Annotated in this window: 24 protein-coding genes; 19 read left to right on the top strand and 5 right to left on the bottom strand. The window is 62.5% G+C overall.

Features of this window, described 5'->3' with window-relative positions; translation table 11 throughout:
* Window positions 1–41 precede the first annotated feature (41 nt).
* Window positions 42–2,414 carry a membrane-bound PQQ-dependent dehydrogenase, glucose/quinate/shikimate family gene (locus tag FX982_RS19900; protein ID WP_172612199.1) on the top strand — a complete coding sequence of 791 codons (2,373 nt, stop codon included), beginning with the start codon at window positions 42–44 and terminating at the stop codon, window positions 2,412–2,414.
* 311 nt (window positions 2,415–2,725) lie between these two features.
* Here the strand turns inward: FX982_RS19900 and FX982_RS19895 are convergent, their stop codons facing one another.
* A complete protein-coding gene (locus tag FX982_RS19895; RefSeq protein WP_122537025.1) occupies window positions 2,726–3,616 on the bottom strand; it encodes a LysR substrate-binding domain-containing protein in 891 nt (296 codons plus the stop codon).
* A gap of 222 nt (window positions 3,617–3,838) precedes the next feature.
* Between FX982_RS19895 and FX982_RS19890 the strand changes: the two genes are divergently transcribed.
* From FX982_RS19890 to FX982_RS19850, 9 genes are all read left to right on the top strand, one after another.
* Window positions 3,839–4,915, top strand: a complete 1,077-nt coding sequence (locus tag FX982_RS19890; RefSeq protein WP_254074833.1) for an ABC transporter substrate-binding protein — start codon at window positions 3,839–3,841, stop codon at window positions 4,913–4,915.
* Window positions 4,916–5,017: 102 nt separating this feature from the next.
* The gene (locus FX982_RS19885) at window positions 5,018–6,091 is read left to right on the top strand and encodes an ABC transporter ATP-binding protein (protein WP_122537026.1); all 1,074 of its coding nucleotides are present in this window, start codon (window positions 5,018–5,020) and stop codon (window positions 6,089–6,091) included.
* Window positions 6,078–6,950: an ABC transporter permease gene (locus FX982_RS19880; protein ID WP_172612198.1), complete on the top strand. Its 873-nt coding sequence runs from the start codon at window positions 6,078–6,080 to the stop codon at window positions 6,948–6,950. Before FX982_RS19885 ends, FX982_RS19880 begins: the two co-directional genes overlap by 14 nt.
* 6 nt (window positions 6,951–6,956) lie before the next feature.
* Entirely contained in the window at window positions 6,957–7,754 is a 798-nt protein-coding gene (locus FX982_RS19875) for an ABC transporter permease (protein ID WP_172612197.1), read from the top strand.
* Window positions 7,751–8,893, top strand: coding sequence for an NAD(P)/FAD-dependent oxidoreductase (locus tag FX982_RS19870; RefSeq protein WP_172612196.1), 1,143 nt, complete (start codon window positions 7,751–7,753; stop codon window positions 8,891–8,893). Before FX982_RS19875 ends, FX982_RS19870 begins: the two co-directional genes overlap by 4 nt.
* A complete protein-coding gene (locus FX982_RS19865; protein WP_172612195.1) occupies window positions 8,883–9,266 on the top strand; it encodes a (2Fe-2S)-binding protein in 384 nt (127 codons plus the stop codon). The genes FX982_RS19870 and FX982_RS19865 overlap by 11 nt, the downstream gene beginning before the upstream one ends.
* Complete coding sequence (locus tag FX982_RS19860; RefSeq protein WP_172612194.1) at window positions 9,263–10,657, top strand: NAD(P)/FAD-dependent oxidoreductase; 1,395 nt, start codon at window positions 9,263–9,265, stop codon at window positions 10,655–10,657. The genes FX982_RS19865 and FX982_RS19860 overlap by 4 nt, the downstream gene beginning before the upstream one ends.
* A gap of 22 nt (window positions 10,658–10,679) precedes the next feature.
* Complete coding sequence (locus FX982_RS19855) at window positions 10,680–11,840, top strand: NAD(P)/FAD-dependent oxidoreductase (protein WP_254074832.1); 1,161 nt, start codon at window positions 10,680–10,682, stop codon at window positions 11,838–11,840.
* A 37-nt stretch (window positions 11,841–11,877) separates the two neighbouring features.
* Window positions 11,878–12,228: a RidA family protein gene (locus tag FX982_RS19850; RefSeq protein ID WP_438826341.1), complete on the top strand. Its 351-nt coding sequence runs from the start codon at window positions 11,878–11,880 to the stop codon at window positions 12,226–12,228.
* 60 nt (window positions 12,229–12,288) lie between these two features.
* Here FX982_RS19850 and FX982_RS19845 read toward each other — a convergent pair whose 3' ends face one another.
* Window positions 12,289–12,531: a hypothetical protein gene (locus tag FX982_RS19845; protein ID WP_172612191.1), complete on the bottom strand. Its 243-nt coding sequence runs from the start codon at window positions 12,529–12,531 to the stop codon at window positions 12,289–12,291.
* 302 nt (window positions 12,532–12,833) lie between these two features.
* Between FX982_RS19845 and FX982_RS24585 the strand changes: the two genes are divergently transcribed.
* Entirely contained in the window at window positions 12,834–13,376 is a 543-nt protein-coding gene (locus FX982_RS24585) for an AAA family ATPase (RefSeq protein WP_254074831.1), read from the top strand.
* Between the two features lie 55 nt (window positions 13,377–13,431).
* Here FX982_RS24585 and FX982_RS19840 read toward each other — a convergent pair whose 3' ends face one another.
* Window positions 13,432–13,986, bottom strand: a complete 555-nt coding sequence (locus FX982_RS19840; protein ID WP_172612190.1) for a nucleotidyltransferase family protein — start codon at window positions 13,984–13,986, stop codon at window positions 13,432–13,434.
* 160 nt (window positions 13,987–14,146) lie between these two features.
* Between FX982_RS19840 and FX982_RS19835 the strand changes: the two genes are divergently transcribed.
* The 5 genes from FX982_RS19835 to FX982_RS19815 all read left to right on the top strand — a co-directional run bounded on the left by FX982_RS19835 (window position 14,147) and on the right by FX982_RS19815 (window position 20,250).
* Window positions 14,147–14,674: an AAA family ATPase gene (locus FX982_RS19835; RefSeq protein WP_172613115.1), complete on the top strand. Its 528-nt coding sequence runs from the start codon at window positions 14,147–14,149 to the stop codon at window positions 14,672–14,674.
* A 156-nt stretch (window positions 14,675–14,830) separates the two neighbouring features.
* A complete protein-coding gene (locus FX982_RS19830) occupies window positions 14,831–15,313 on the top strand; it encodes a (R)-mandelonitrile lyase (RefSeq protein ID WP_172612189.1) in 483 nt (160 codons plus the stop codon).
* Between the two features lie 157 nt (window positions 15,314–15,470).
* Window positions 15,471–16,376: a LysR family transcriptional regulator gene (locus FX982_RS19825; protein ID WP_172613114.1), complete on the top strand. Its 906-nt coding sequence runs from the start codon at window positions 15,471–15,473 to the stop codon at window positions 16,374–16,376.
* A gap of 236 nt (window positions 16,377–16,612) precedes the next feature.
* Window positions 16,613–17,806, top strand: a complete 1,194-nt coding sequence (locus FX982_RS19820) for an MFS transporter (RefSeq protein ID WP_172612188.1) — start codon at window positions 16,613–16,615, stop codon at window positions 17,804–17,806.
* Window positions 17,807–17,877: 71 nt separating this feature from the next.
* Window positions 17,878–20,250: a pyrroloquinoline quinone-dependent dehydrogenase gene (locus FX982_RS19815; RefSeq protein ID WP_216843198.1), complete on the top strand. Its 2,373-nt coding sequence runs from the start codon at window positions 17,878–17,880 to the stop codon at window positions 20,248–20,250.
* Window positions 20,251–20,342: 92 nt separating this feature from the next.
* On the opposite strand, the gene FX982_RS19810 is transcribed toward FX982_RS19815, so the two are convergent.
* Together FX982_RS19810 and FX982_RS19805 are read right to left on the bottom strand one after the other, a co-directional pair.
* Window positions 20,343–20,612 carry a hypothetical protein gene (locus FX982_RS19810; protein ID WP_172612186.1) on the bottom strand — a complete coding sequence of 90 codons (270 nt, stop codon included), beginning with the start codon at window positions 20,610–20,612 and terminating at the stop codon, window positions 20,343–20,345.
* Between the two features lie 314 nt (window positions 20,613–20,926).
* Window positions 20,927–21,451, bottom strand: a complete 525-nt coding sequence (locus FX982_RS19805) for a cyclophilin-like fold protein (RefSeq protein ID WP_172612185.1) — start codon at window positions 21,449–21,451, stop codon at window positions 20,927–20,929.
* A 572-nt stretch (window positions 21,452–22,023) separates the two neighbouring features.
* Here FX982_RS19805 and FX982_RS19800 point away from each other — a divergent pair.
* From FX982_RS19800 to FX982_RS19790, 3 genes are read left to right on the top strand one after another with little or no spacing between them, the layout of a single operon-like run.
* The gene (locus FX982_RS19800; protein ID WP_172612184.1) at window positions 22,024–23,238 is read left to right on the top strand and encodes a methyl-accepting chemotaxis protein; all 1,215 of its coding nucleotides are present in this window, start codon (window positions 22,024–22,026) and stop codon (window positions 23,236–23,238) included.
* Between the two features lie 9 nt (window positions 23,239–23,247).
* Window positions 23,248–23,616, top strand: coding sequence for a response regulator (locus FX982_RS19795; RefSeq protein ID WP_122537040.1), 369 nt, complete (start codon window positions 23,248–23,250; stop codon window positions 23,614–23,616).
* Window positions 23,617–23,639: 23 nt separating this feature from the next.
* Entirely contained in the window at window positions 23,640–23,927 is a 288-nt protein-coding gene (locus FX982_RS19790; RefSeq protein WP_172612183.1) for an STAS domain-containing protein, read from the top strand.
* The last annotated feature ends 19 nt before the right edge of the window (window positions 23,928–23,946 follow it).

Below are 23,946 nucleotides of genomic sequence, written 5' to 3'. Positions count from 1 at the left end.
CACCCGGGCGCCATCACCGGCCCCCACACGGAAAACCAACAATGATCTTGAGAGTGACTGGGGTGGTGATGGCGATTTTCGCCATTGCCCTGTTGTACATGGGTGCGCAACTGGTGGCCGCCGGCGGCTCGGCGGCATACTCGATTATCGCCCTGGCGGTATTGGCCTCGGCGGTGCTGCTGATGCTGAAAAAGAAGTCGGCGCTGACGGTGTATGCGCTGCTGATGTGGGCGATTCTGATCTGGATCCTCTACGAGGTCGGCTTCGACAAATGGCAGTGGATTCCGCGCGGCGACCTGTTCGCGCTGCTGGGTCTGTGGCTGGCGCTGCCGTGGGTGGTGCGTCCGCTGTACAAGGCACAGAACCCGGGCGACACGCGCCGCTTCCACCCGTTTCTGGGTGGCACCGTGGGCGTGATGATGCTGATCGTGCTGGCGGTGATGTTTTACGACCCGTACCCGGTGGCCGGCAAGATCGACGCCCCGCTGGCAGCGCGCAGCACGGGCGAAGCCGCTGACGACTGGGTCGCCTACGGCGGCACCAACAACGGCCAGCGTTTCTCCAGCCTCGACCAGATCAACGCCGGCAACGTGAAGAAGCTTTCCGTGGCGTGGGAATACCACACCGGCGACCTGCGTGATGCCGCCAAAGACGCCGGCGAGTACACCTTCGAAGCGACGCCGCTGAAGGTCAACAACCGGGTCTACGTCTGCACGGCGCACAACGAAGTGCACGCGCTGAACCCTGAAACCGGCGCGCTGGACTGGAAATGGGCGCCGGAGAAGAACCGCTCGTACCTGCAGCAGCACCAGACCTGCCGTGGCGTCAGCTACTACGCGCCGGCGGCAACGGCTGCGGCCGATTCCTCACCGAGCCAATGCACCAAGCGCATCATCACCGCCACCGCAGACGCAAAACTGGTGGCCCTGGACGCGGACACCGGCACGCTGTGCAGCGATTTCGGTACAAATGGCGTGGTCGATCTCAGCGCCAACATGGGCGAGATCCGTCCCCATGCGCTGATGCAGACCGCCGCGCCGCTGGTCGCCGGCGACTTGGTCATCGTCGGCGGTTCGGTGATGGACAACGGCTACAACGATGGCAACCCGTCGGGTGTGATCCGTGCCTACAACGCCGTGACCGGTAAGCTGGTGTGGAATTTCGACCCGGCCAATCCTGAGGTGACCCAGCCCATCGCCGCCGACCAGAACTACCCGCAGGACACGCCGGTGGCATGGGGCACGCTGAGCGCCGACATGAAAAACGGCCTGGTGTTTGTGCCGTTCGGCAACGCCTCGCCGGACGAACTCGGCATCAACCGTGATCCGAACAGCAACACGGAAAAATTCCGTGACACGCTGGTGGCGCTGGACCTGAACACCGGCGCGTTCAAGTGGAAATTCCAGTCCTCGAACAACGACCTCTGGGACCGCGATAATCCGTCGCAGCCGACCTTGATGGACGTGGGCAAGGAGGGCAGCAAGCAGCCGGCGCTGCTGTTGCCGACCAAAGTGGGCAACATTTTCGTGCTGAACCGACTGACCGGCGAGCCGATTGTCCCGGTCGATCAGGTCAAGGTGTCGACCCAGGGCGGCGTGCCGGGCGAGCATTTCGCGCCGACTCAACCGGTGTCGAAGATCAACTTCATTCCGGAAGCGCTGAGCGAAAAATCCATGTGGGGCCTGACGCCGTTTGATCAGATGTCCTGCCGCACGACCTACAACAGGCTGCGCTACGACGGCAATCCATGGACGCCGAGTACCGAGCAGGACTCGCTCATCTTCCCGGGCAACATCGGGGCGTTCAACTGGGGCTCGGTGGCGGTTGATCCGGATCGGCAAATCCTCATCGCTGCGCCGGTGCGTCTGGCCTACACCTACAACCTGATCAAGCGCACCCCGGAAACCGCCGAGAAGCGGCTGTTCACCCAGGACGGCACGCCGTACTGGAACGAGAACTTCAAGGGCGATTACGCGATTCGCATCAAGCAATTCGCATCGGAGCTGGGCGTGCCGTGCATTGCGCCACCGTGGGGCCGCATGGTCGGGGTTGACCTGACCACCGGCAAAACAGAGTGGATGCGTCGCACCGGCACCACTAAAAACCTCAAGACCGCCTTCCTGCCTGGCCGCTTCCCGATTGGCTTCCCGATGGGCATGGTCGCCCACGGCGGTCCGCTGGTGACGGCGGGCGGCGTGGTGTTCCATGGCGCCACGGCGGACAATTTCATCCGCGCGTACGACATCAACACCGGTGACGTGCTCTGGGAGAAGGAGCTACCGGCGGGCGGTCAGGCGACGCCTTCGACCTACCTGGGCAGCGACGGCAAGCAGTACGTCGTCATCTCGGCCGGCGGGCACGGCTCGCTCGGCACCACGTTGGGCGACAGCGTGATCGCGTTTCGTCTGGATTGATGGGCTGATCGTGTGACCAAGGCCGTGACGCAGTGGTGCGTCACGGCTTTTTTTGTTATGGCATCCCGCACATTCGAGGGTGCTCACACCGGCGTCTTCCCGGCTGAAGCCGGTCCCACTAGGGATATGCGTTCGCCCTGTAGGACTGGCTTTAGCCGGGAAGGCGCCGGATGTCACACCGCTGAATATGTGTCGCTCACACTGGCCTGTTCCCGGCTGAAGCCGGTCCTACTATGGGTATGCGGTCCTACCCTGCTGCATATGTCGCATCACGGAGCAGCGGCGCTCCCGCAATGCAGCCGCATTCAGCCCTAAAAAACGATGTTCCGGTAGAACGCCTTGAGCGTATCAACGAATTCTTCGGACAATTTCGTCCGCGTCTGGGCGGGTGCCCACATGACGTAGGTGGGGAAGAGGATCTGTGGCACGAACGGGCGGATGACGATGTCGCGGTGGCGAAAATCCCGGGCCACCAGCGGGTGGGCGAGGGTGATGCCCATGCCCAGTGCCACCATCTCGCAATTGATCGCGCTGTACTGCGCCTCCACGGTCATGACCCGCTCCACGCCCGCCTGCTCGAACAGGCCGTCCACCAGCGCCCGGGTGCCGTCGCCATGGCACAGCGACACAAAGGTTTCGCCTTCCAGGTCGGTGAAGGTGATTTCTTTTTGGCTCGCCAATGGATGAGCCGCCGGCAGCACGCAGACCGCCGCCACTTCGCTGAGCAGCTCGATCTGCTGACTATCGACATCGCCGGGGTGCACCACAATCCCCACGTCGCAGAACTGCGACTTCACCCACTGCTCAACAGTGGGCGAGGAGTTCACGTGGAGGGACACGGTCAGCTCCGGTCGCGTCTCGGTGAACGCCTTCAGCACTCGGGGAATCATGCTCAGCCCGGTCGACGGCACCGCCGCCACCCGCAAGCGCCCCGTCCCCAGATTGCGGATGTTCTTCGCCGACAGCTTGAGGCTGTCCAGCCCGACATAGGCGCGCTCGACCTCCTGAAAAAACGCCTGACCTTCCTGGGTCGGAATCAACCTGACGCCGGCGCGCTTGAACAGGGTCAGCCCGGTGCTGAGTTCCAGTTGTGCGATCAGCCGGCTGATGTTGGGCTGCGAGGTAAACAACACCTCGGCGGCGGCGGTCATGGAGCCCAGGCGCATGACGCTGCGGAAGGCTTCGATCTGTCTCAGGTTCATGTCGCGCTCCATATCAAATATGAATAACTAAGCCGTATATCCGTATTTGACCATATGGACGCCCCGTCGCAATACTCGAACCCGCCACCCATAGCGCACATGAAGATGCGCCACCCCGCGATGGACTCGCCGGGAGCATGCACGCTGCATGCAAGGCTTCGGTTCATGCCGAAGCGACTGACGCATTGTTCGATCTGCCCCCATGCACTTCGGAGATAGTCTGTGAATAGCCTTGACCTTCCCTCAGCAGCACGACCGTTTCGTCCCTTCCATCGCAGTGCCGTGGCCATTGCCCTGACGCTCGCCGCCATGGGAAGTGCGCCGGCCTTCGCCGAGACCACGCTGTACGTGGCCGGCGTCGGCGGCTCCACCGAGCAGATGTACAAGAACCGCGTCATCCCGGCCTTCGAAAAGCAACACAACGTCAAAGTCGTCTACGTCGCCGGTAACTCCACGGAAACGCTGGCCAAGCTGCAGGCGCAGAAAGGCCGTCAGCAGATCAACGTCGCGATGATGGACGACGGACCGATGTATCAGGCGTTGCAGATGGGCTTGTGCGAGAAGCTCACTGACGCGCCGATCTACAAGGACCTTTATCCGCTGGCGCGGCTGAGCCCGGAGGCCACGGGGATTGGCGTGGTGGCCACCGGCATCGGCTACAACGAAGAGGCCTTCAAGAAGCGCGGCTGGGCGGCACCGGATTCCTGGGAAAACCTCACCGACCCACGCTTCAAGCAGCTGCTCGGCATGCCGCCGGTGACCAATACCTATGGCCTGCACACACTGGTGGAAATGGCCCGGCTGAGGGGCGGCGGCGAGAAAAACATCGACCCCGGCTTCAAGGCGCTGAAGGATGAAATCGGCCCCAACGTGCTGGCGTGGGTCTCGGCCCCGGGCGAGATGGACGGCATGATGCAGAACGGCGACATCGTCATGGCGGTGTACGGCAGCGGTCGGGCCGTGGCGTTGCAGGGCACCGGCTTTCCGCTCAAATTCATCTACCCGAAGGAAGGCGGCATCGCACTGCAGGTCGCCGCGTGCAGCGTGACCCCCAACGCGCAATCCGAGCTGGCCCAGGCGTTCATTCAGTACGTGCTGTCACCAGAAGTGCAGGAAATCCAGGCGCGGGAGAATGGTTTTGCGCCGGTCAACCAGACCGTCAAGCTGCCGGATGATGTCGCCGCGCGCATGCCGTACGGGCCGGAGAAGGTCAACGCGCTGATCAAGGTCGATTGGGAATCCATCAACCCGCAGCGCAGCGAGTGGACCACGCGCTGGAACCGCACCGTCGAGCGCTAGGGTCACCGATCGCTTGCGCTGACTGACAGTCGCTGATCGACCTACCAGCCGATCTCCCCGAGCATCCTTCTGGAGACGCAGGTCCGCCTGCGTGGCACGCCCATGGCATTTCTCACCCTCGAAGGCATCGTCAAGACCTACGGCACATTCAGGGCCATTGACGGTTTGAACCTGGAAGTCCGGCACGGCGAGTTCATCGCCTTGCTCGGCCCGTCCGGGTGCGGCAAGACCACCACCCTGCAGTCCATCGCAGGCTTCGTGCAGCCCACCGAAGGCCGCATCGTCCTCGACGGCCGCGACATCACCCACGTGCGCCCCGAACAGCGCGGGCTGGGCATCGTCTTCCAGAGCTATGCGTTGTTTCCGCACATGACCGTGGCGCAGAACATCAGCTTCGGCCTGGAAATGCGCGGCGTGCCCAAGGCCGAGCGCGGCAAGCGGGTCGACGAGGCACTGGACCTGGTGCGGCTGGCCGGCCTCGGTGAGCGCTACCCGAAAGCGCTTTCGGGCGGCCAGCGCCAGCGTGTGGCGATTGCCCGCGCCCTGGCGATCCGGCCGAACCTCCTGCTGCTCGACGAGCCGATGTCCAACCTCGACGCCAAGCTGCGCGAAGAGATGCACATCGAGCTGCGGGCGATTCAGCGCGAGTTGGGCATCACCACCATTCTGGTGACCCACGATCAGGTCGAAGCGATGACCATGAGCGATCGCATTGCGGTGATGCAGAAGGGCCGCATCGTGCAGATCGACACGCCGTTCGAAGCCTACGAGCGGCCCCATTCGCCCTTCGCGTCGGCGTTCCTCGGCAAGACCAACGCCTTTGCCGGCGCGGTGCAATTGCGCAACGACCGATGCTGCCATGTGCAGGTCCACGACACACTGATGCACGTGCCCCACGAAGACCGCGCGCTGGGCAATGACGTCAACGTCTACATTCGCCCGGAAAAAATCCGCTTGGTCGCGGTGGGCAGCGGGCGGTTTTCCGGGCGCGTCCGGCTGCGGGTGTTCCTCGGCAACCTATGGTTGATGGCGGTGGAAAGTCGCCTGGGGCTGGTGCACATGACCCTGCCGAATCTCGGCACGCCGCCGCCGGAGGAGGGCAGTGAGGTCGGGCTGGACTGGTCCGACGACGACCTGCGTCTGCTCGACCGGGAGGTCGCCCATGGCCAGGTATGACGCCGAACGGGTGGGCGTGGCGCCCTGGTTACTCAGCGGGCCGGCGTTACTGGTGTTCATCGCGCTGTTGCTGGCGCCCTTGCTGCTGACCGCCGTGCTGTCGTTGAACCTGTTCAGCGACACCGAGGGCGTGGTGCAGAGCTACAGCCTTGGCAATTACCTGGAGGTGTTCAAGGACGATTACTTTCACGAGATTTTCCTGCGCACCGGCGGCATGGCGCTGGCCGTCACGGTTTTGTGCGTGCTGTTGGGCATCCCGGAAACCATCATCATTGCGCGCATGGCACCGCGCTGGCGGTCGCTGTTCCTGCTGGTGGTGCTGGGGCCGCTGCTGATTTCCGTGGTGGTGCGGACCCTGGGCTGGGCGATTCTGCTGGGCAACAACGGCCTGATCAACGATGCGCTGCAAGCCCTGGGCATCACCGATCAACCGGTGAAAATGCTGTTCACCCAGGTCGGTGTGATCATTGCGCTGACCCATGTGCTGGTGCCGTTCATGGTCATTGCGCTCTGGGCAACCCTGCAACGGCTGGACCTTCAGGTCGAGTGGGCGGGCCTGTCCCTCGGCGCGTCGCGGCTGACGGTGTTCCGCCGGATCATCCTGCCGCAGATCATGCCCGGCGTTTTGTCCGGCTCGATCATCGTTTTTGCCCTGGCCGCCTCGGCCTTCGCCACCCCGGCGATCATCGGCGGTCGGCGCCTGAAAGTGGTGGCCACGGCCGCTTACGACGAGTTCCTCGGCACCCTCAACTGGCCCCTCGGCGCGGCCATCGCGATGCTCCTGCTGCTGGCGAATCTGATCATCATTCTGGGTTGCAGCAAACTGGCCGAGCGCCGGTTCAAGCAAGTCTTCGAGTAGCCGACCATGCACAAGAACGGATTTTTCTCGCTGCTGTTCCATGCCCTGTTCGTCACCTTCATCGTCGCGCCGCTGGTGGTGGTGATGGCCATGGCGTTCACCAGCAAGGGCTACCTGTCGCTGCCCACCGAGGGCCTGTCACTACGGTGGTTCCGCGCGCTGGCGGACAACCAGGAAATGCTCGACGCCTTCGCCTTGTCGATCAAACTCGGCCTGGCCTCGGCGACCATCGCTGCACTGCTGGCGATTCCGGCGGCGCTGGCCATCAGCCGTTATGACTTTCCCGGTCGTGGCGCGGTGACCGGGTTTCTACTGTCGCCGCTGATGATTCCATCGGTGGTGCTGGGCATCGCGTTCCTGCGCTTCTTTTCCCTGGCACAGATCGGCGGCTCGTTCTGGGCACTGACCCTGACCCATGTGATTGTCGTGCTGCCCTATGCGCTGCGCCTCACGCTGGCCTCCACCATCGGTCTTGAGCGCGACATCGAGCAAGCGGCGCTGTCCCTGGGCGCCAGTCGCTGGACGGCGTTTTACCGGGTGGTGCTGCCGCGGATTCGCACCGGCGTGGTCGGTGGCTGGATGCTCGCGTTCATCCAGAGCTTCGACGAACTGACCATGACCGTGTTCGTCGCCACCCCCGGCACCACCACGCTGCCGGTGGCGATGTACAACCAGATTTCCCAGACCATCGACCCGCTGATCACGGCGGTTTCAACGGTGCTGATCGTCGGCACGTTGCTGCTGATGCTGATATTGGACCGAATGGTCGGATTGGACCGGGTGTTGATCGGAGAAGGCAAATGAGCCAGGGCACACAAAGGGACATTCAGTCGGACGTGATCGTCATCGGCGGAGGGCTGGTGGGCACGGCAGTCGCTTACGGCCTGGCCCGCAGCGGCGCCGACACCGTGGTGCTTGACCAGGGCGACGATGCGTTTCGCGCCTCGCGGGGCAATTTCGGGCTGGTCTGGGTCCAGGGCAAGGGCCACGACCTGCCGGACTATTCGCGCTGGACGCAGTCGTCGGCGACCCGCTGGCCTGACTTCGCTCGGGCGCTGATGGCCGACAGCGGCGTGGACGTGCAGCTCCACCAGCCCGGTGGCTTCCATATGTGCTTCAACGACGAGGAGTTGATCGAGCGGCAATCGCGCCTACAAACCCTGCAGGACGCCCTCGGCGAATACCCGTTCCAGATGCTCGACGCCGCTGAGCTCAAAGCGCGACTGCCGTTGATCGGCCCGTCTGTGGTGGGCGCCAGCTACACCCCCCTGGACGGCCACGTCAATCCATTGAAGCTGTTGCGCGCGCTGCACACCTCGGCCCAGGCCAAAGGCGCGCGGTTTTACGGCGGCATTCAGGTGGATCGCATCGACGGCGCCACCGGCGAGTTCTGCGTCACCGCCGGCCATCAACGCTTCATCGCGCCAAGAGTGGTGCTCGCTGCCGGACTGGGCAATCCAGGGCTGGCCCGGCAAGTGGGCCTGCATGCGCCGGTGGCACCCAATCGTGGCCAAGTCCTGGTGAGCGAGCGGGTCCGGCCGTTTCTCGACCACCCGACGGTCCATGTCCGGCAAACCGACGAAGGCACCGTTCAGCTGGGCGACTCCATGGAGGAGGTGGGTTACGACGACAGCACCTCCACCCAGGTGCTCGAAGCCATCGCCCGGCGTGGGGTCGCGACGTTTCCGCTGTTGCGGGAGGTGCGGCTCATCCGGGCCTGGGCGGCGCTGCGCGTCCTGAGCCCCGACGGCTTCCCCATTTATCAGCAATCGGCCAGCCACCCGGGCGCCTTTGTGGTGACCTGCCACAGTGGCGTGACCCTGGCCGCTGCCCACGCCCTGCGCATCGCGCCGTGGGTGATGGGTGGCGCCATGCCTGACGAGCTCGGCGCGTTCGCCGGCGAGCGTTTCCTGACTGACAAGGTGTTTTCCCATGTGCACTGATCCGCTGTTTCAACCGGTCACGAGTGAAGTCAGGTCGACGCGAACTGTCAGCCTCAGCTTCAACGATCAAGCCTTTGAGGTGCCGGCGGGCATCAGCGTGGCAGCGGCACTGCTCATGTCGGGCGTCAACCGTTTCCGCGCGACGCCGGTGAGCGAATCGCCCCGGGCGCCGTATTGCATGATGGGCGTGTGCTTCGAGTGCCTGGTGGACATCGACGGCGTGCCCAATCGCCAGAGCTGCCTGATCGAAGTGGCGCAGGGCATGCGCATCCGCTCCCAGGAAGGCGCACGGGACCTGATTTTTCAGGCCGGCAACGTGCAAACCGGCAATGAGCAAACCGCCAGTGTGCAGACCGTCGAGGTGCAGTCATGAGTGATCATTTTGGCGGTGGCGTGGAGGCTGTGGACGTGGTGGTCGTGGGCGCAGGTGCCGCCGGCATGGCAGGCGCCGTGGCCCTGGCCGGGCTTGGCTTGCAGGTGGTGTTGCTCGACGAGCAGGGCAGCCCGGGCGGACAGATTTATCGCGGGATCACCCTTGCGCCGCTGTCCAGACGAGACCTGCTCGGCGCGGATTACGCCCACGGCAACGTGCTGGCTCAGGCCCTGGCGTCGTCATCGGTGCGCTATGAAAAAGGCGCGGCGGTCTGGCAAGTGACCCGGGATCACCAGGTCAGCTACCTGCGTGACGGGCGTCTGCGCACGCTGCAGGCCAAGGCGGTGTTGCTTGCGACCGGGGCGATGGAACGACCGTTTCCGATTCCGGGCTGGACCTTGCCCGGCGTGATGAGCGCAGGCGCCGCGCAGATTCTGCTGAAAAGCGCAGGTCTCGCGCCGACCGAGCCGGTGGTACTGGCCGGCTGCGGCCCGCTGTTGTACCTGCTGGGCTGGCAATACCTGCGCGCGGGCGTACCGATCAAGGCCTTGGTCGACACCACGCGCCCTGAAGATTACTGGCGCGCACGGCGGCATCTGTTCGCAGCGTTGCGTGCCTGGCCGTATTTGCGCAAGGGGCTGGAGCTGATGCGCAGTCTGCGCAGCGCGCGCATCCCGCACCACACCGGCGCCGAGCAACTGGCGATCGAGGGTGACGAAGCCGCCACTGCGTTGACCTTCACCGTCGGCGGCCAGGCTCAGCGTATCGCCGCGCGCTGCATACTGCTGCATCAAGGCGTGGTGCCGAACATTCAATTCAGCCAGTCGTTGCGCGCACGCCATCACTGGGATGTGGACCAACTGTGCTTCAGCCCGGTGATCGATCCCTGGGGTGAGCTGGACGTGCCGGGGATGTTCGTCGCCGGTGACGGCGCCGGCATCGGCGGGGCTCAGGCCGCGGCCGTGCAGGGCGAGTTGGCGGCGCTGGGCATTGCCCGACGGCTGGGCACGCTGGATGCGGGTCAGCGTGATCAGCGAGCCGATGGATTGCGCGAGAAGCTGGCGTTGAACCTGCGTATTCGGCCGTTTCTCGATGCTCTGTATCAGCCGAAGGAAGCGAACCGCATTCCCGCCGATGAGGTCATCGTCTGCCGCTGCGAGGAAGTCACGGCGGGGGACCTGCGTAAGTTCATCGCCCTGGGCTGCGCCGGACCCAACCAGGCCAAATCGTTTGGTCGCTGCGGCATGGGTCCCTGTCAGGGGAGGATGTGCGGGCTGACGGTGACGGAAGTGATCGCCGAGGCTCGCGGCGTGTCGGCGGCGGAAGTGGGTTACTACCGCATTCGTCCGCCGATCAAGCCCATCACCCTGGGGGAACTGGCCGGTGAGTGAGGCGCGGGCAAGACACAGCGACGTGCTGGTGATAGGCGGCGGCATCCATGGCTTGAGCACTGCACTGCATCTGGCCCAGCGCGGCGTTGAGGTGACGGTGCTGGAAGCTGATTACTGCGGCCGTCATGCCTCCGGGGTCAACGCGGGCGGGGTTCGAACCCTGGGCCGTCACGAGGCGGAAATCCCGCTGGCGCTGTCGTCCCGCGATCTCTGGCATGACCTTGTCCAGACGCTGGGCGACGACGGCGGTTTCGTGCCCAGCGGCCAGCTCAAGCTCGCGGAAACCGCTGCAGAACTCGACGAGTGCCGCCAGCGCGTCGAGCACTTGCAGCGACGGGGTTTCACCCATGAAGTGCTGATCGACGCCCAACAGGTATTTGAAATCATTCCCACCGTCGCCCGGCATGTGGTGGGCGGCATCTGGGTCAAGGATGACGGCTACGCCATTCCCTACAAAACCGTGACGAGTTTTCGGCTGGCCGCAGAGAAGCTCGGCGTGAAGGTGCTTGAAACGACGCCGGCGCAGCGCATCGAGCAACGCGGCAGCGGGTGGCAGGTCACCACGCCCGCCGGAGTATTCAGCGCCGGGCATCTGGTGATCACCGCCGGTGCCTGGGCGAGGGAGCTGGCAGAACAAGTCGGCGAATCGGTGCCGGCTCATCCCGAGGGCCTGATGCTGATGGTCACTCACCGCGTCGCGCCGTTTTGCGCGCCGGTGCTGGGGGCGACCGGTCGCTCGCTGTCGTTCAAGCAATTCGCCAACGGCACGGTGGTGATTGGCGGCAAGCTGATTGGCAGTGTGGATTTCCCGGCGCGCCATGGTGAGGTCGATCTGGCGCGCCTGGGCATCAGCGCGAGGACCGTCACCGACCTGTTTCCCCACCTCAAGCACCTGGGCGTCAACCGGGTCTGGGCCGGCGTCGAAGCGTTTACCGCTGACGACTTGCCGGTGATTGGCGCCAGCCGCAGAGCCAGCCATCTCAGTTATTCGTTCGGCTTCTGCGGCAGCGGTTTCCAGATGGGCCCCGGCACCGGCAAGCGTCTGGCGCAGCAGATCCTTGGCGAGCACTCGGACATTTCGCTGGAGGCGTTCGACATAGGACGTTTTGATACCGCAAGGCTCGATGAGACGCGTTCAAGCGGCTCCCACATCCCGACACACTTACCTTTAGTTGCCCGTTAATTCCTCACACCCTCCCACCACATCAGGAGTTCACATGCTGGAAATCAACCGTATCGAAACCAACCAACGCATGAGCCGTGTCGTGCAGTGCAATGGCTTTACCTTCCTCGGCGGCCAGACCGCAACGGACCGCTCCCTCGACATCAAAGGTCAGACCGCGCAAGTGCTGGAGAAAATCGACAACTACCTGGCCAAAGCCGGCCTGGACAAGACGCGGATTCTCACCGCCCAGGTCTGGCTCTCGGACATCGCGGCGAATTTCGCCGGCATGAATGAAGTCTGGGACGCTTGGGCACCGGAAGGGCAAGCACCCGCGCGGGCCACCGTGGAATCACGTCTGGCAGCGCCGGATTTGCTGGTGGAAATCACAGTGGTTGCGGCGGGCTGAATCATCTGCTGCAGGAATGAACTGCGCCGGGCCGGGTTATCCCCGGCCCGGCGCTGTCGCTCAAGGGCGGACAGACGCTTCGGCGGAGTTGGTCACCAGGTGGTTCTGGGTGGCGCGGCGCTGCTGGGTGATCAACACCTGTGGCACCGACGAACAGCGGTATTTGATGCCCTTTCGGGTCGGCATCACGGCAACACTCTCCATGCACTCCGCCCGGCTCGAATACGCGGTCGGCTGGCTCTCGTCCAGACATCCTTCCGCACCGGAACACATCGTCATTACAACCACAAAAATGCTCTTCATTGCTCACATTCCTTTCAGGCAAATCACGGCGCGGGACAGCGGGTGTGTGGCGATTTTGAGGGGTGGTGATGGCAGAAGGCAATGGCGGTTCAGTGCATTTCGTCGGGAATATGACGCTTTTGGATTTTTTGTGAATTAGCACGTCGGTTGGTAGTCGGTAAATTGACGTCATGTTTTTCAAAAGGATCGTCTTTGTTTAAATCTGCAGCCAGTTCTTCGGCGGTTCCAGAGCATTAAGCAGGTCAGATCCCCTCAAACATCTTTAAACTTCAGCCAGTTTTTTCGCCGAGGAGGGGGCTCACATGCAGCGGGTGATGATCGTCGGGCAGCCGGGGTCTGGCAAAAGCACGTTGGCTCGGAGATTGGGCCAGCTGACCGGGATTCCCGTCGTTCACATCGACACGATTCATTGGCAACCTGGATGGGTCGAGCGAAGCGCGGCGGAGAAGACTCGCCTGTGTCTTGAGGTTGAAGCCCGCGATCAGTGGATTTTTGAAGGGGGACACTCGACCACGTGGGCCCACCGCATTGGCCGGGCGGATCTACTGGTATGGATTGATCGTTCAACGGCGCTGCGATTCTGGCGCGTGCTGGTCCGCGCTGTGAGGCACCGGGGACGGACTCGGCCAGACCTTCCCGAGGATTGCCCGGAGCAGCTTGGCAAACTTGGGGAGTTATTCCGGTTCATGTGGACGACCCGCAAGGTGTCGCGGAAAAAGATGCAGCAACTTGCCGCAACGGCGCCACCGGGATGCCGGGTAGTCCGACTGCGCTCAAACCGACAGACCCGCAGGTTTCTCGCGACGATAGAGGCAGGGGCTGCTTACTCTCTCAATCGGTTCTGATTCATGCGCATTCAGCAGCTAAATACATCAGACCCTTTTAGGAACAAAGGCCGGTCTAAACAATACGCAACCAGTCCCAGCGTGCCTGATAGCTCTGCGCCTTTTTGCGGAACTGCTCCGGTTGCGGGAAGTTCGGGTTCATACGCAGAAGCCCATGTTCGAGCTCATTCAGCCCATGGGGCGCGTAGAGCTTGGCAGTGTCGAGGCACAACCCAACGCAGGTCGAGCTAATGAGGAAACGGTCGATGCCATCCTTGGAGCATTCTAGCGGCGGGTATTCAGTGCCGAACCGCGCTGCGAACCACAGGTGCACACGCGCCTGGTTGCGCAATTCCACCTTGACGTCCAGATCCTGGAAGAGCGCCTGCGCAGCAAGGATGACGCGGTTTTCCGCTTCCCATGAAAGGTCGTCGTCGAAATAGAATACATCGTAGTCATTCACTCCCCAGCCCGGCGGACGACCGGATATCCGATTCCAGACCGCCTGAAACAGGCAGCCTGCTGTTAGCAGGGTCTGGTCGAGCCCGAGCAATGGCAGTCGCTCGACCAGTTGAGCGTTGACCGGGTTGGATAAGGCCAGATCGATGAGGGCGGAGGCGGTCAGTGTCATTCCTGGTTCCTGGGTGGCGCAGCTTTGGCAGCGAGCTCAACTCAGCATGTTGTATTCAAAGGGGCTGATTTATTTGATCTTGAACACCACCAGCGGCGTTGGCATCCCTCATATGAGTAAATTAGCCTGCTTTAACAGCACATCCTATGGGGAGTCTCAAATGCTCATTGTCTTCAGTGGTCTCCCCGGTACCGGTAAGACGACCATTGCCAAGGGCCTGACCGCAACGCTGGGTGCCGTATATGTGCGCGTCGATACGATTGAACAAGCCCTTCGTGATTCGGCGGATTTTGCGGGGGATGTGGGTCGCACGGGTTATCTGATCGCCTACGAGTTGGCGGCCAGCAACCTTGGTTTGGGCGGCTCGGTGGTTGTCGACTGTGTGAATCCCGTGATGGAAAGCCGCAGAGCGTGGAGCGCCATATCCTCTCGCTCTGGCGCGCCATTGGTGAATCTTCAGGTCATCTGTTCCGACAGGACGGAGCATCGACGCAGGGTGGAAACCAGGCAGGTCGATATCCCGGGGCTGGCGCCTCCCACCTGGCAATCCGTCATGAGCCATGACTATGAGCCTTGGGATAGAGAACCCTTCACGGTCGATACCGCGCTCATCTCCCCGGCACAGGCATTAGCGGCGATTGCCGATTACTTGAAACGGTCTGATTTATCCACCCCTGACCAGGGCTAACATCGCTCGTAGTTATGAGCACCTGCACAGCAGCCAGCATTTCCGAACAGGGATTCATGAGCATCGCTCACTGCTGTTTGTCACAGGGCCCTGTAGTACATCGGTAACGCGTGAATTAGGTTGAAGGCCAAACCTCTTTCACCCAGGAGCTCGCTCATGAACGCAGTTGCAGCACTCTCGACACTGGCGATGACGCTGATGGTCGCCAACGCTGTGGCGGACGACAGCACACCCGCCATGACGCTGGTCCCGAACGGCTCGCAAGCCTCGATTCTCGGGAGCCCGGCGATGTTTGTCGGCACGGTGCGCATCGATCCATTGGTCTCCGCGAATGAGCCGTCCCGGGTCTCGGCGGCCTATGTCACGTTCGGGCCCGGCGCGCGTTCCGCCTGGCACACGCACCCGTTGGGGCAAACGCTGGTGGTGACCGCAGGCACGGGCTGGGTTCAGCAGCAAGGCGGGGAGAAACAGGTGATTCGTCCGGGGGACGTCATCTGGACGCCGCCGGGCGTCAAGCATTGGCACGGCGCCACGGCACAGACAGGCATGACCCACATGGCGATCCAGGAATTTCTCGATGGCAAGAATGTGGAATGGATGGAGCCCGTTTCCGATGCCCAGTACGAGGCCTCCCGATGATCCTTACCCGACACGCGTTGACTGCTGAGTGATGCTCAGCTCACTTATGAGCTGCGCTCATCCAAAGAGCGCGGCGAACCCGGATATACTCGCCCAATCCGCGTGTTCGGGATCAACCCGTCCCATGCCGTTCGAGACGCCCTTGCGTAGGTAGATGATGCAGCTCACCCGTGCCAACCTCGCCGATTTCATGTACTTCCTGGCCGTTGCCCGGCATTTGAGTTTCAGCCGTGCGGGATTGGAAGTCGGCATCAGCCCGTCGGCCCTCAGTCATGCGATCAAGGCGCTGGAAGCCAGGCTTGGCGTGCGCTTGCTGAACCGGACAACCCGCAATGTCACCTTGACCGCTGCCGGTCAGGAGCTGCTGGCGTCGATTCGTGAACCCATCGACCGCATCGACCAGGCGATGGACGTGCTCAACCGCTATCGGGACGAGCCGACGGGGAGGATCAGGCTGAATGTGTTCAGCGATGCCGCGCTGTTGCTGCTGGCGCCGGTATTACCGCTGTTCGGTGAGCGTTACCCGGACATCGAAGTGGATATTTCAATCTCCAACAGCATGGTCGATGTCGTGGAAGGCGGCTTCGACGCCGGCATGCGCTTTGGCGCAACGGTGCCTGAAGGGATGATCGCGCACCGCCTGTCCCCGGACGTGCGCTGGGTGGTCGCCGGCACGCCCGACTACCTGCGCAAATGGGGCACTCCCGTTCACCCTGAAGACCTGAAGCAACATCGCTGCCTCAAGTTCAAGGTCGGCACCGGCAAAATATACGACTGGGAGTTCGAAAAAGAGGGCCTGCAGCTCGCGGTCCCGGTGTTCGGTGGCGTGATTCTCGACGAGACGCGGATGGCGATTGCACTGGCCTGCGAGGGCAGTGGACTGATATACGCCGCTGAACCGATCCTCGCGCCTTACGTGAAAAGCGGTTCCCTTGAGTTGGTGCTTGAGGACTGGGCGTGCGTAAGTCCGGGGTTCCACATCTACTACTCCAGCTATCGCCAGCAACCGCTGGGGCTGCGCCTCCTGATCGACATGATCCGGGACATTGCCCCGCTGGGGTGATTTGCAACGGCTCAACCGGGACGCCTGACGCTCTCCCGGCTAAAGCCGGTCCCACAGGGTGCTCCCGCTTTCCTTCATTAATGAGCAATGCTCATCACCGCATCACACGCACCCCGATAGGCGAGGGCTGACGTCGTCTGTAGCGTGACGCCACTCAATCCATCAAAACCGGCGCTCGTCGCACATCACCCTGGCGTGAGGCGATTGCACGGGCCGGACACGTGTCGAGGGTATTAATGCGTACTGCTGAGTTACAAAGAACCGAACCTGAAATCGCCAGCCCCGATCGGGGTGTGTGGAGCGCCGTGGGCGCGATGGCCATGTGCGTGTCCATGCTGATCGCCTCCGAGTTCATGCCGGTCAGTCTGCTGACCCCGATTGCCTCGGACCTCGGCGCGACCCAGGGGATGGCCGGCCAGGCTATCTCGATTTCGGGACTGTTTGCCGTCTTCACCAGCCTGTTCATGTCGGTCATCGCCGGGCGCATTGATCGTCGGTACGTGTTGATCGGCTTGACCAGTCTGATGCTGGCCTCGCTGATCCTGATTGCCGAGGCGCCGAGCTTCCTGGTCCTGATGATTGCGCGCGCCGTGCTGGGGATCGCCATCGGCGGGTTCTGGGCACTGTCCACGGCGACCGTCATGCGGCTCGTTCCTTCCGATACCGTGCCCAAGGCCCTCGGCATCATTTTCACCGGCAACGCCATTGCCACGGCATTTGCGGCACCCATCGGCAGCTACCTGGGCGGCATCATCGGCTGGAGAGGCGTGTTCTGGGGGCTGGTTCCGCTGGTGCTGATCAACCTGCTGTGGCAGTGGATCAGCCTTCCGTCGATGCCGCCCAAGTCGGCGGGCTCGGTCCGTCAACTGTTCGCGCTGCTGCGTCGTCGCCACGTGGCGTTCGGCATGATGGCGGTGATGTTGACCTTCGCCGGTGCGTTCTCGGCGTTCACCTACTTTCGCCCGTTCCTTGAAACCTACACGCATGCGACCACCCCGCAGCTGTCGTTGTTCTTGCTGGGGCTCGGGGTCGCGGGTTTTGCCGGCACCTATGCGGGTACGGCGCTGGTGAATGAGCGGATGTATGCGCTGTTGCGCTGGCTGCCATTGCTGCTGGCAGCGGTGACGCTGTTGATGCTGCTGTTCGGCCACCTCAAGCCAGGCGTTGCCGTGGCGATGATTTGCTGGGGCGGGCTGAACGCCGCGATTCCGGTGGCCTGGTCGACCTGGCTCAGCAGAAGCGTCAGTGATGACCCGGAAAGTGGCGGCGGCTTGCTAGTCGCGGCGATTCAGCTGTCGATCATGGTCGGTGGCGCTTTGGGCGGCTTGCTGCTGGATCACGTTTGCATTGCCGCGACATTCATGGGCGCGGCCGCATTGCTGGTGCTGGGCGCCTTGATCGTCGGTAACGGCACTCGCTTGCGCGGCTGAATCCGGCTTCGAAGCCCAGCCCAGCCCCGACCGCAGCACTACAGACCATCACAGACAGGCACATCATGCGCATGGAAAACAGAACAGCCCGACTCTTCAGGCAGGGCGTTGGCGGGTTATTGGCTATTTTGGGTGTCGCCATGACGCTGGGCGGTGCGGTATTGCTCAGTGACGGCGGATCTGCCTGGTACGGGGTCGCAGGCATCGTCTGGGTCATCTGTGCCATCGGCGTGTTCCGGCGCGACCATCGCGTCATCCTGCTCTACGGCGTTTTATTGGCCGCAACGGTGGCATGGAGTGTCTGGGAAGCGGGGTTTGACGGTTGGCAGTTAATGCCACGGCTCGGACTGCCTGTGCTGCTGGCCGTTCTGCTGGTCGCCAGCACCGTGGGGTTTCGAGCTCCGCGCCGATCGGCATGGCTCGGCTCGCTGGCGGTGTTACTGGTGAGCGTGGCGGTGAGCGCTGTGCTGCATGGCCAGTCGGGCGAGGCATCTGACCCGCTGCTGCGCGCAGGTGTATCGAGCAGTTATCCCCCGGCGAACGGCATGACAGAGGCGGCCGCTCGCCAGGATTGGCCTGCATTCGGCAATGATCAGGGCGGCACACGGTTCAGCCCGTTGACGCAGATCACGCCCGACAACGTTCAGCAATTGCAAGTCGCCTGGGAAGCTGAGACAGGCCCTATGGGGCCGGGACCGGAAGGTGGTCTGGAAGTGGTGCCGATCATGGTCGGCGATACGCTTTATGCGTGTAACGATCAGAATCGCGTCACTGCGCTTGATGCGGAAACCGGCAAAGAGCGCTGGCATCAGGACATTTCAGGTGGCACGGCGGCATCCGGCAAACCCTGCCGAGGCGTCGCTTTTTACCAGCTGCCTAATGCCGAGGGACCCTGCGCTCAACGGATCATCGCACCCAATCAAATGCCCGGGCTGGTGGCCCTTGATGCGCGTACTGGCGAGTTCTGCGAGCACTTCGGCGACAAGGGTTTCGTCGACCTGCGAGAGGGCATCAAGGCCTACCCCCACGGCCTGTATTACGTCAGCTCGGCGCCGCAGATCATTCGCGGCAAGGTGGTCGTCGGGGGCGGAATTTCGGACGGTCAGTACTGGGGCGGGCCGTCCGGAGTCATCCGCGCTTTCGATGCAGAGACCGGCCAACTGGCATGGGCCTACGACTCCGAGCAGCCTGATCGTAAGGGTGCTCCGCCCAGTGGCGAGGTTTACTCACCGTCCTCACCGAACAGCTGGGCACCGATCAGCGCCGATGAAACCCTCGGCCTGGTCTATCTGCCCATGGGCAATGCAACCCCCGACAACTTTGGCGGTTTGCGTCGGCCGGGTGACGATCAGGTCTCCAGCTCGGTCATTGCGCTGGACGCTGAAACCGGCCGGTTGCGCTGGCATTTCCAGACCACCCATCACGACATCTGGGATTACGACGTGCCGGCTCAGCCGACGCTGGTGGATTTGCCCGTGGACGGCGTCATCCGCCATGCGCTGATTCAGGCGACCAAGCGAGGCGAGGTCTTCGTCCTCGATCGAGAGACGGGCACACCGATTGCGCCCGTTCAAGAGCAGGCAGTGCCTCAGGGCGGGCTAGCGAAGGGCGAGCGGTTGTCGGCGACTCAGCCTGCGTCGATCGGCCTGCCTGCGTTTCGCCAGCCGACGCTGCAGGAACGTGACATGTGGGGCATTACCCCGCTGGACCAGATGCTGTGCCGGATTCAGTTTCGCCATTCTCGCTACGAGGGGCACATGACGCCGATTACCCTGGGCCAGCCCGTGCTGATCGCGCCAGGTTCGGCTGGAGGGATCAATTGGGGCGGTGTGTCGGTGGACCTCGACCATGGCGTGATGGTCGTCAACTGGCTGCGAATGGTGGACCGCGTCGAACTGGTCAGCCGGGAGGAGGCGGTTGAACGCAAGTTCAGGCTGTCGGACGGTCAGAGCCCGGGCGGTGATGCCCAGCGGCCCATGCTCAACACGCCTTACGGCGCGTACGGCACCACTTTCCTGTCCGTACTCGGCACGCCCTGCAATGCGCCGCCGTGGGGGCTGATTTCGGCAGTGGACCTGGCCAGCGGCAAACTGCTCTGGTCCAGGCCGCTGGGGACGGCAAGAGACACCGGCCCGCTGGGCATCCCGTCGATGTTGCCCGTGACGGTGGGTACGCCGATGACCGGCGGCTCGGTCAGCACCCGCAGTGGTCTGATCTTCATTGCAGCGACCGCCGAACGCACGATTCGCGCACTGGATGTGCACAGCGGTGAAGAGCTCTGGTCGGCGCGGCTGCCGGGCGCAGGCAATGCGAGCCCCGTGACTTATATCGGCCCCCGCAGCGGCAGGCAGTTCGTGGTGATTGCGGCAGGGGGCAAGAAGGCGCTCAAAACGCGGCTGAGCAACACGATTGTGGCGTTCGCGTTGCCGGCGCCCAAACCCTGAAACGGCAGCGTGGCACCCACACATTTGCTGGGTGCCACGCTCGACGGGTTCAGTCCCCAATGCCTGCCGGACCGATTGGCTGGATTGGCTGATTAAAGGCAAGGCACCTTGCCGGCTTGAGCCACCGCAACGCCTCGACTGTCCAGCAGCGACACCTTGACCTCTGCATCCGCTCGGCTCTGTACCAACGTGTAGCGCTCATCGGCCGCAAATCCGTCGTAGTCCAGCGTTGCCGTGCAGCGACGATGACTGTTCTGATACCCGATTATCACAATCCCCATTTCCATCGAATGCCTGCCTGGCGAAACAATGAAATGATTCAAGCTGTTGGCCTGATTTCCGTCGAGACGTCTTGCGATCATGTCGTCTCCTGCGTGGGCCTCAATGTCGACGATGGACCTTCCCAGGTTCAGCGCGCGGTGTTCCAGTGGTACAGCCGGCTATCGCCGCGACAGACAATAAGGCTGTCGCAAAAGTACGTAATTTCATGAGGTGCCCGTTCATTAATTGGTTAATGTCTTTAACTATTTAACGCGCACAACGCTTCGCCCGCGGCGCTCGACATGACGGCAGGCGCCGTCACTCAAGAATCGCAACGTGAGTGCTTTCGTTATAAAAACGATATCCACCAGTGGGCCGTCAAAAAGCGCAGCCGTTTGAGAAAAATCGTCTGACGTTATTGTTTTGAAAAAGTGATGCGTACTGCATCGCTGCCAAAGACGCGGGCCAGTTCGGCGGCATTGTCGATGCGGCCCAAACGAGTGTAGGAATAGGGCGATGAGAAAGTAGCGTAGAACGCGACCAGCGTGCGTGACCCGTACAGCATCAGATCGCCGCTGTGGATCGTGCCGGGGCGAATCGTACTTGTCGGCAGCGATGTCGGCAGTTCGGCGTGCTTCTCGTTGTTGTTCAGGTCAGGCATGTCGATGGAGAGTGGGAGCAGGGCGGCAAATGCCCGTGCCGCTTGTGTATCCGCCAGGGTGATCGCGAAGCGCGTGTCGCGAACCGTCATCCAGATACGGGATTCCGGAAGCTGCACGGTGGCTGACGTGGCCGCGGGAGCAGAGCCCACGGGGGTCGCAGGCGAGGCATTGCTTTCGCTCAACGCTGTCAGGCCTAACAGAAGTCCGAAGGCCCGCGTCAGTCCCCTTGCGCCCCCGACATGAGTTTGGGTGAATAGGGCGAATCGTTTGTCGCGCATCCTGTGGGCACCTTATGCAGTGGGGTGATTCGGAGAAAGTTAATCAGCCGTGATGGAGTAAGTGGTCAGCAATCTCATCGCTTTCGCGTCCAATCCCCATCGGATACCTGCTGTCACAACACTGTACGTCGGGGTATTGGCCCGAACCATACGGCTCTCCAGAATGCTTTTATGAACAAACTTCACCAATGCCGGAAAGTTGCAGGGCAGGGCTCGTCAGTTGCCCGGAGAAGCGCGTTTCAATCTCCAGACTTTTATATAAGTCTTAATCAGGATGTTGACGATGGTCGATCTTTGCCGGGCCCTCATCCCATCATCCTGCCAATGCGATAGCAGGGAGTTCGGACACTCTGCGCATCGTGCCGCAACAAAAAAGTCTACGATTTTGCACGTTGGAATTACTCTCAATCGGGTCATCGCGGCCGGCGGTTACAAGGAGCGCAGGCATCTTCAGCGTCACGCGACGGTCATAAACCGGACGGAAGGCAGAGGGGGATGACTCAAGTTGTGACGCACTGGGCAGATAACCGTGATGTCAGTTACATACGCAAGTTTGTTCAAGGATCGAACCCATGACCCAGCGTCAATCCATTCGCATTGCCCCTTCCGCTCATCCGCGTGTTCTCTGGTTCGCTTTGATTCCGGTCGTGCCTGCCGTTGCATGGATACTCGCCCAGTCAACCTCTCTCCCCAACCTCATCGCGTGCGCAGCGCTGGTTTTGATCGGCCTCGGCGCAGGTGCCTGGAGTGCCGGTTCCCAGCGTAACGTGGTGCTGCGAGCCACGGCTCGGGCGCAGGCGGAGCAGTCAGAGGCGGACGCGGCGAGCAACGGCATGACCTCGGGCGTACAACTCAATGAGGTGTTGCTGGGCGCCATGCCGATCTGGGCCCGGCAGGTGGAAAGCTCTCGGTATCAGACCGAAGAAGCGATTGTGAATCTGACCAACCGGTTCATCGGGATCGCCGCGCGATTGCAGGAAACGGTTCACGCGTCCCAGCGCGCTGCCGGCGAACTCGACGGGCAAACGGCAGACGGGGCGCTTGAAGTGCTGTCACTCAGCGAAAGCGATTTAAGCCAGGTGATCAACTCACTCAAGGCCGCTCAGACCAGCCGTGACCAGACCCTGGCCCAGGTGCGCGGCCTTACCGCTTATACCGGCGAACTGCGCACCATGGCCGCGGACGTAGCGGCGATCGCCGCGCAAACAAACCTCCTGGCCCTCAACGCAGCCATTGAAGCGGCGCGTGCCGGTGAAGCCGGTCGCGGCTTTGCCGTGGTGGCCGACGCAGTGCGCAGCCTGTCGAGCAAATCCAGTGAAACCGGCCAGCAGATGTCGGCCAAGGTCGACATCATTAATAACGGCATCACGCAGTTAGTGCACGCCGCATCGAGCAGCGCCGATCAGGACAGCCAATCGGTGGCCGCGTCAGAAAACAGCATTCAAGTCGTGCTCGAGCGTTTTCATAACATCACCGGGCGCCTGGCCGAATCGGCGGACCTGCTCAAGCAGGAAAGCCGGGGCATTGGCGATGAGATGACGGAGGTGCTGGTCGACCTGCAATTCCAGGACCGTGTGAGCCAGATCCTCAGCCACGTGCGGGACAACATGGAAGATTTGCATGGCCACCTGCTCCAGGCGAACGAGACCCCGGATCAGGCGACGTCCCTTGATGCCCGCCAATGGCTGGCGCGCATGGACGCCACCTACGCCACCGACGAGCAGCGTCGCACCCATCGTGGCGAGACGCCCGTGCAGCAGAACTCTCAAGACATCACCTTCTTTTAGGAGCTCATCATGGCGAAGAATGTATTAGTGGTCGACGACTCCAGCAGCGTGCGGCAAGTGGTAGGCATTGCCTTGAAAAGCGCAGGTTACGACGTGATCGAGGCGTGCGACGGCAAGGATGCGCTGGGCAAGCTCACCGGGCAGAAAGTGCACCTGATCATCAGCGACGTGAACATGCCCAACATGGACGGCATCACCTTCGTCAAGGAGGTCAAGAAACTGGCCAGCTACAGGTTCACGCCGATCATCATGCTGACCACCGAGTCCCAGGAGTCGAAGAAGGCCGAGGGGCAGGCGGCGGGCGCCAAAGCGTGGGTGGTGAAGCCGTTTCAGCCCGCACAGATGCTGGCAGCCGTGTCGAAGCTGATCCTGCCCTGAATCCTTGCGCGGAGGAGGCTGCGATGCCGATCACCCTCGAAACACTCGACGACAGCACCTGCGTCAGCATTGACGGAGAGCTGACGATCTACACCGTAGCCGAGCTGGCGGGCGCGCTGTTGCCGCAGATGGGCGGCGCGGCGCGCCTGATGCTGGACCTCTCGCAGGTCACAGAAATGGATGGCGCGGGGCTGCAGTTGCTCGCGGTCATCCAGCGTGAAGCCGAGAACGCTGGCACCGCCTTAAGTGTCACCGGCCAGAGCCTGGCGGTCACGCAGGCCCTTGAGCTGTGTCGCAAAGCGGCCTCATAGCCAGGCCGCCGCCGCGCCA

Origin of the sequence: Pseudomonas graminis (assembly GCF_013201545.1) — a bacterium.
Classification (GTDB): domain Bacteria; phylum Pseudomonadota; class Gammaproteobacteria; order Pseudomonadales; family Pseudomonadaceae; genus Aquipseudomonas.
The sequence above is the reverse complement of the archived record's forward strand: the minus strand, read 5'-3'. Positions and strand labels throughout refer to the sequence as shown.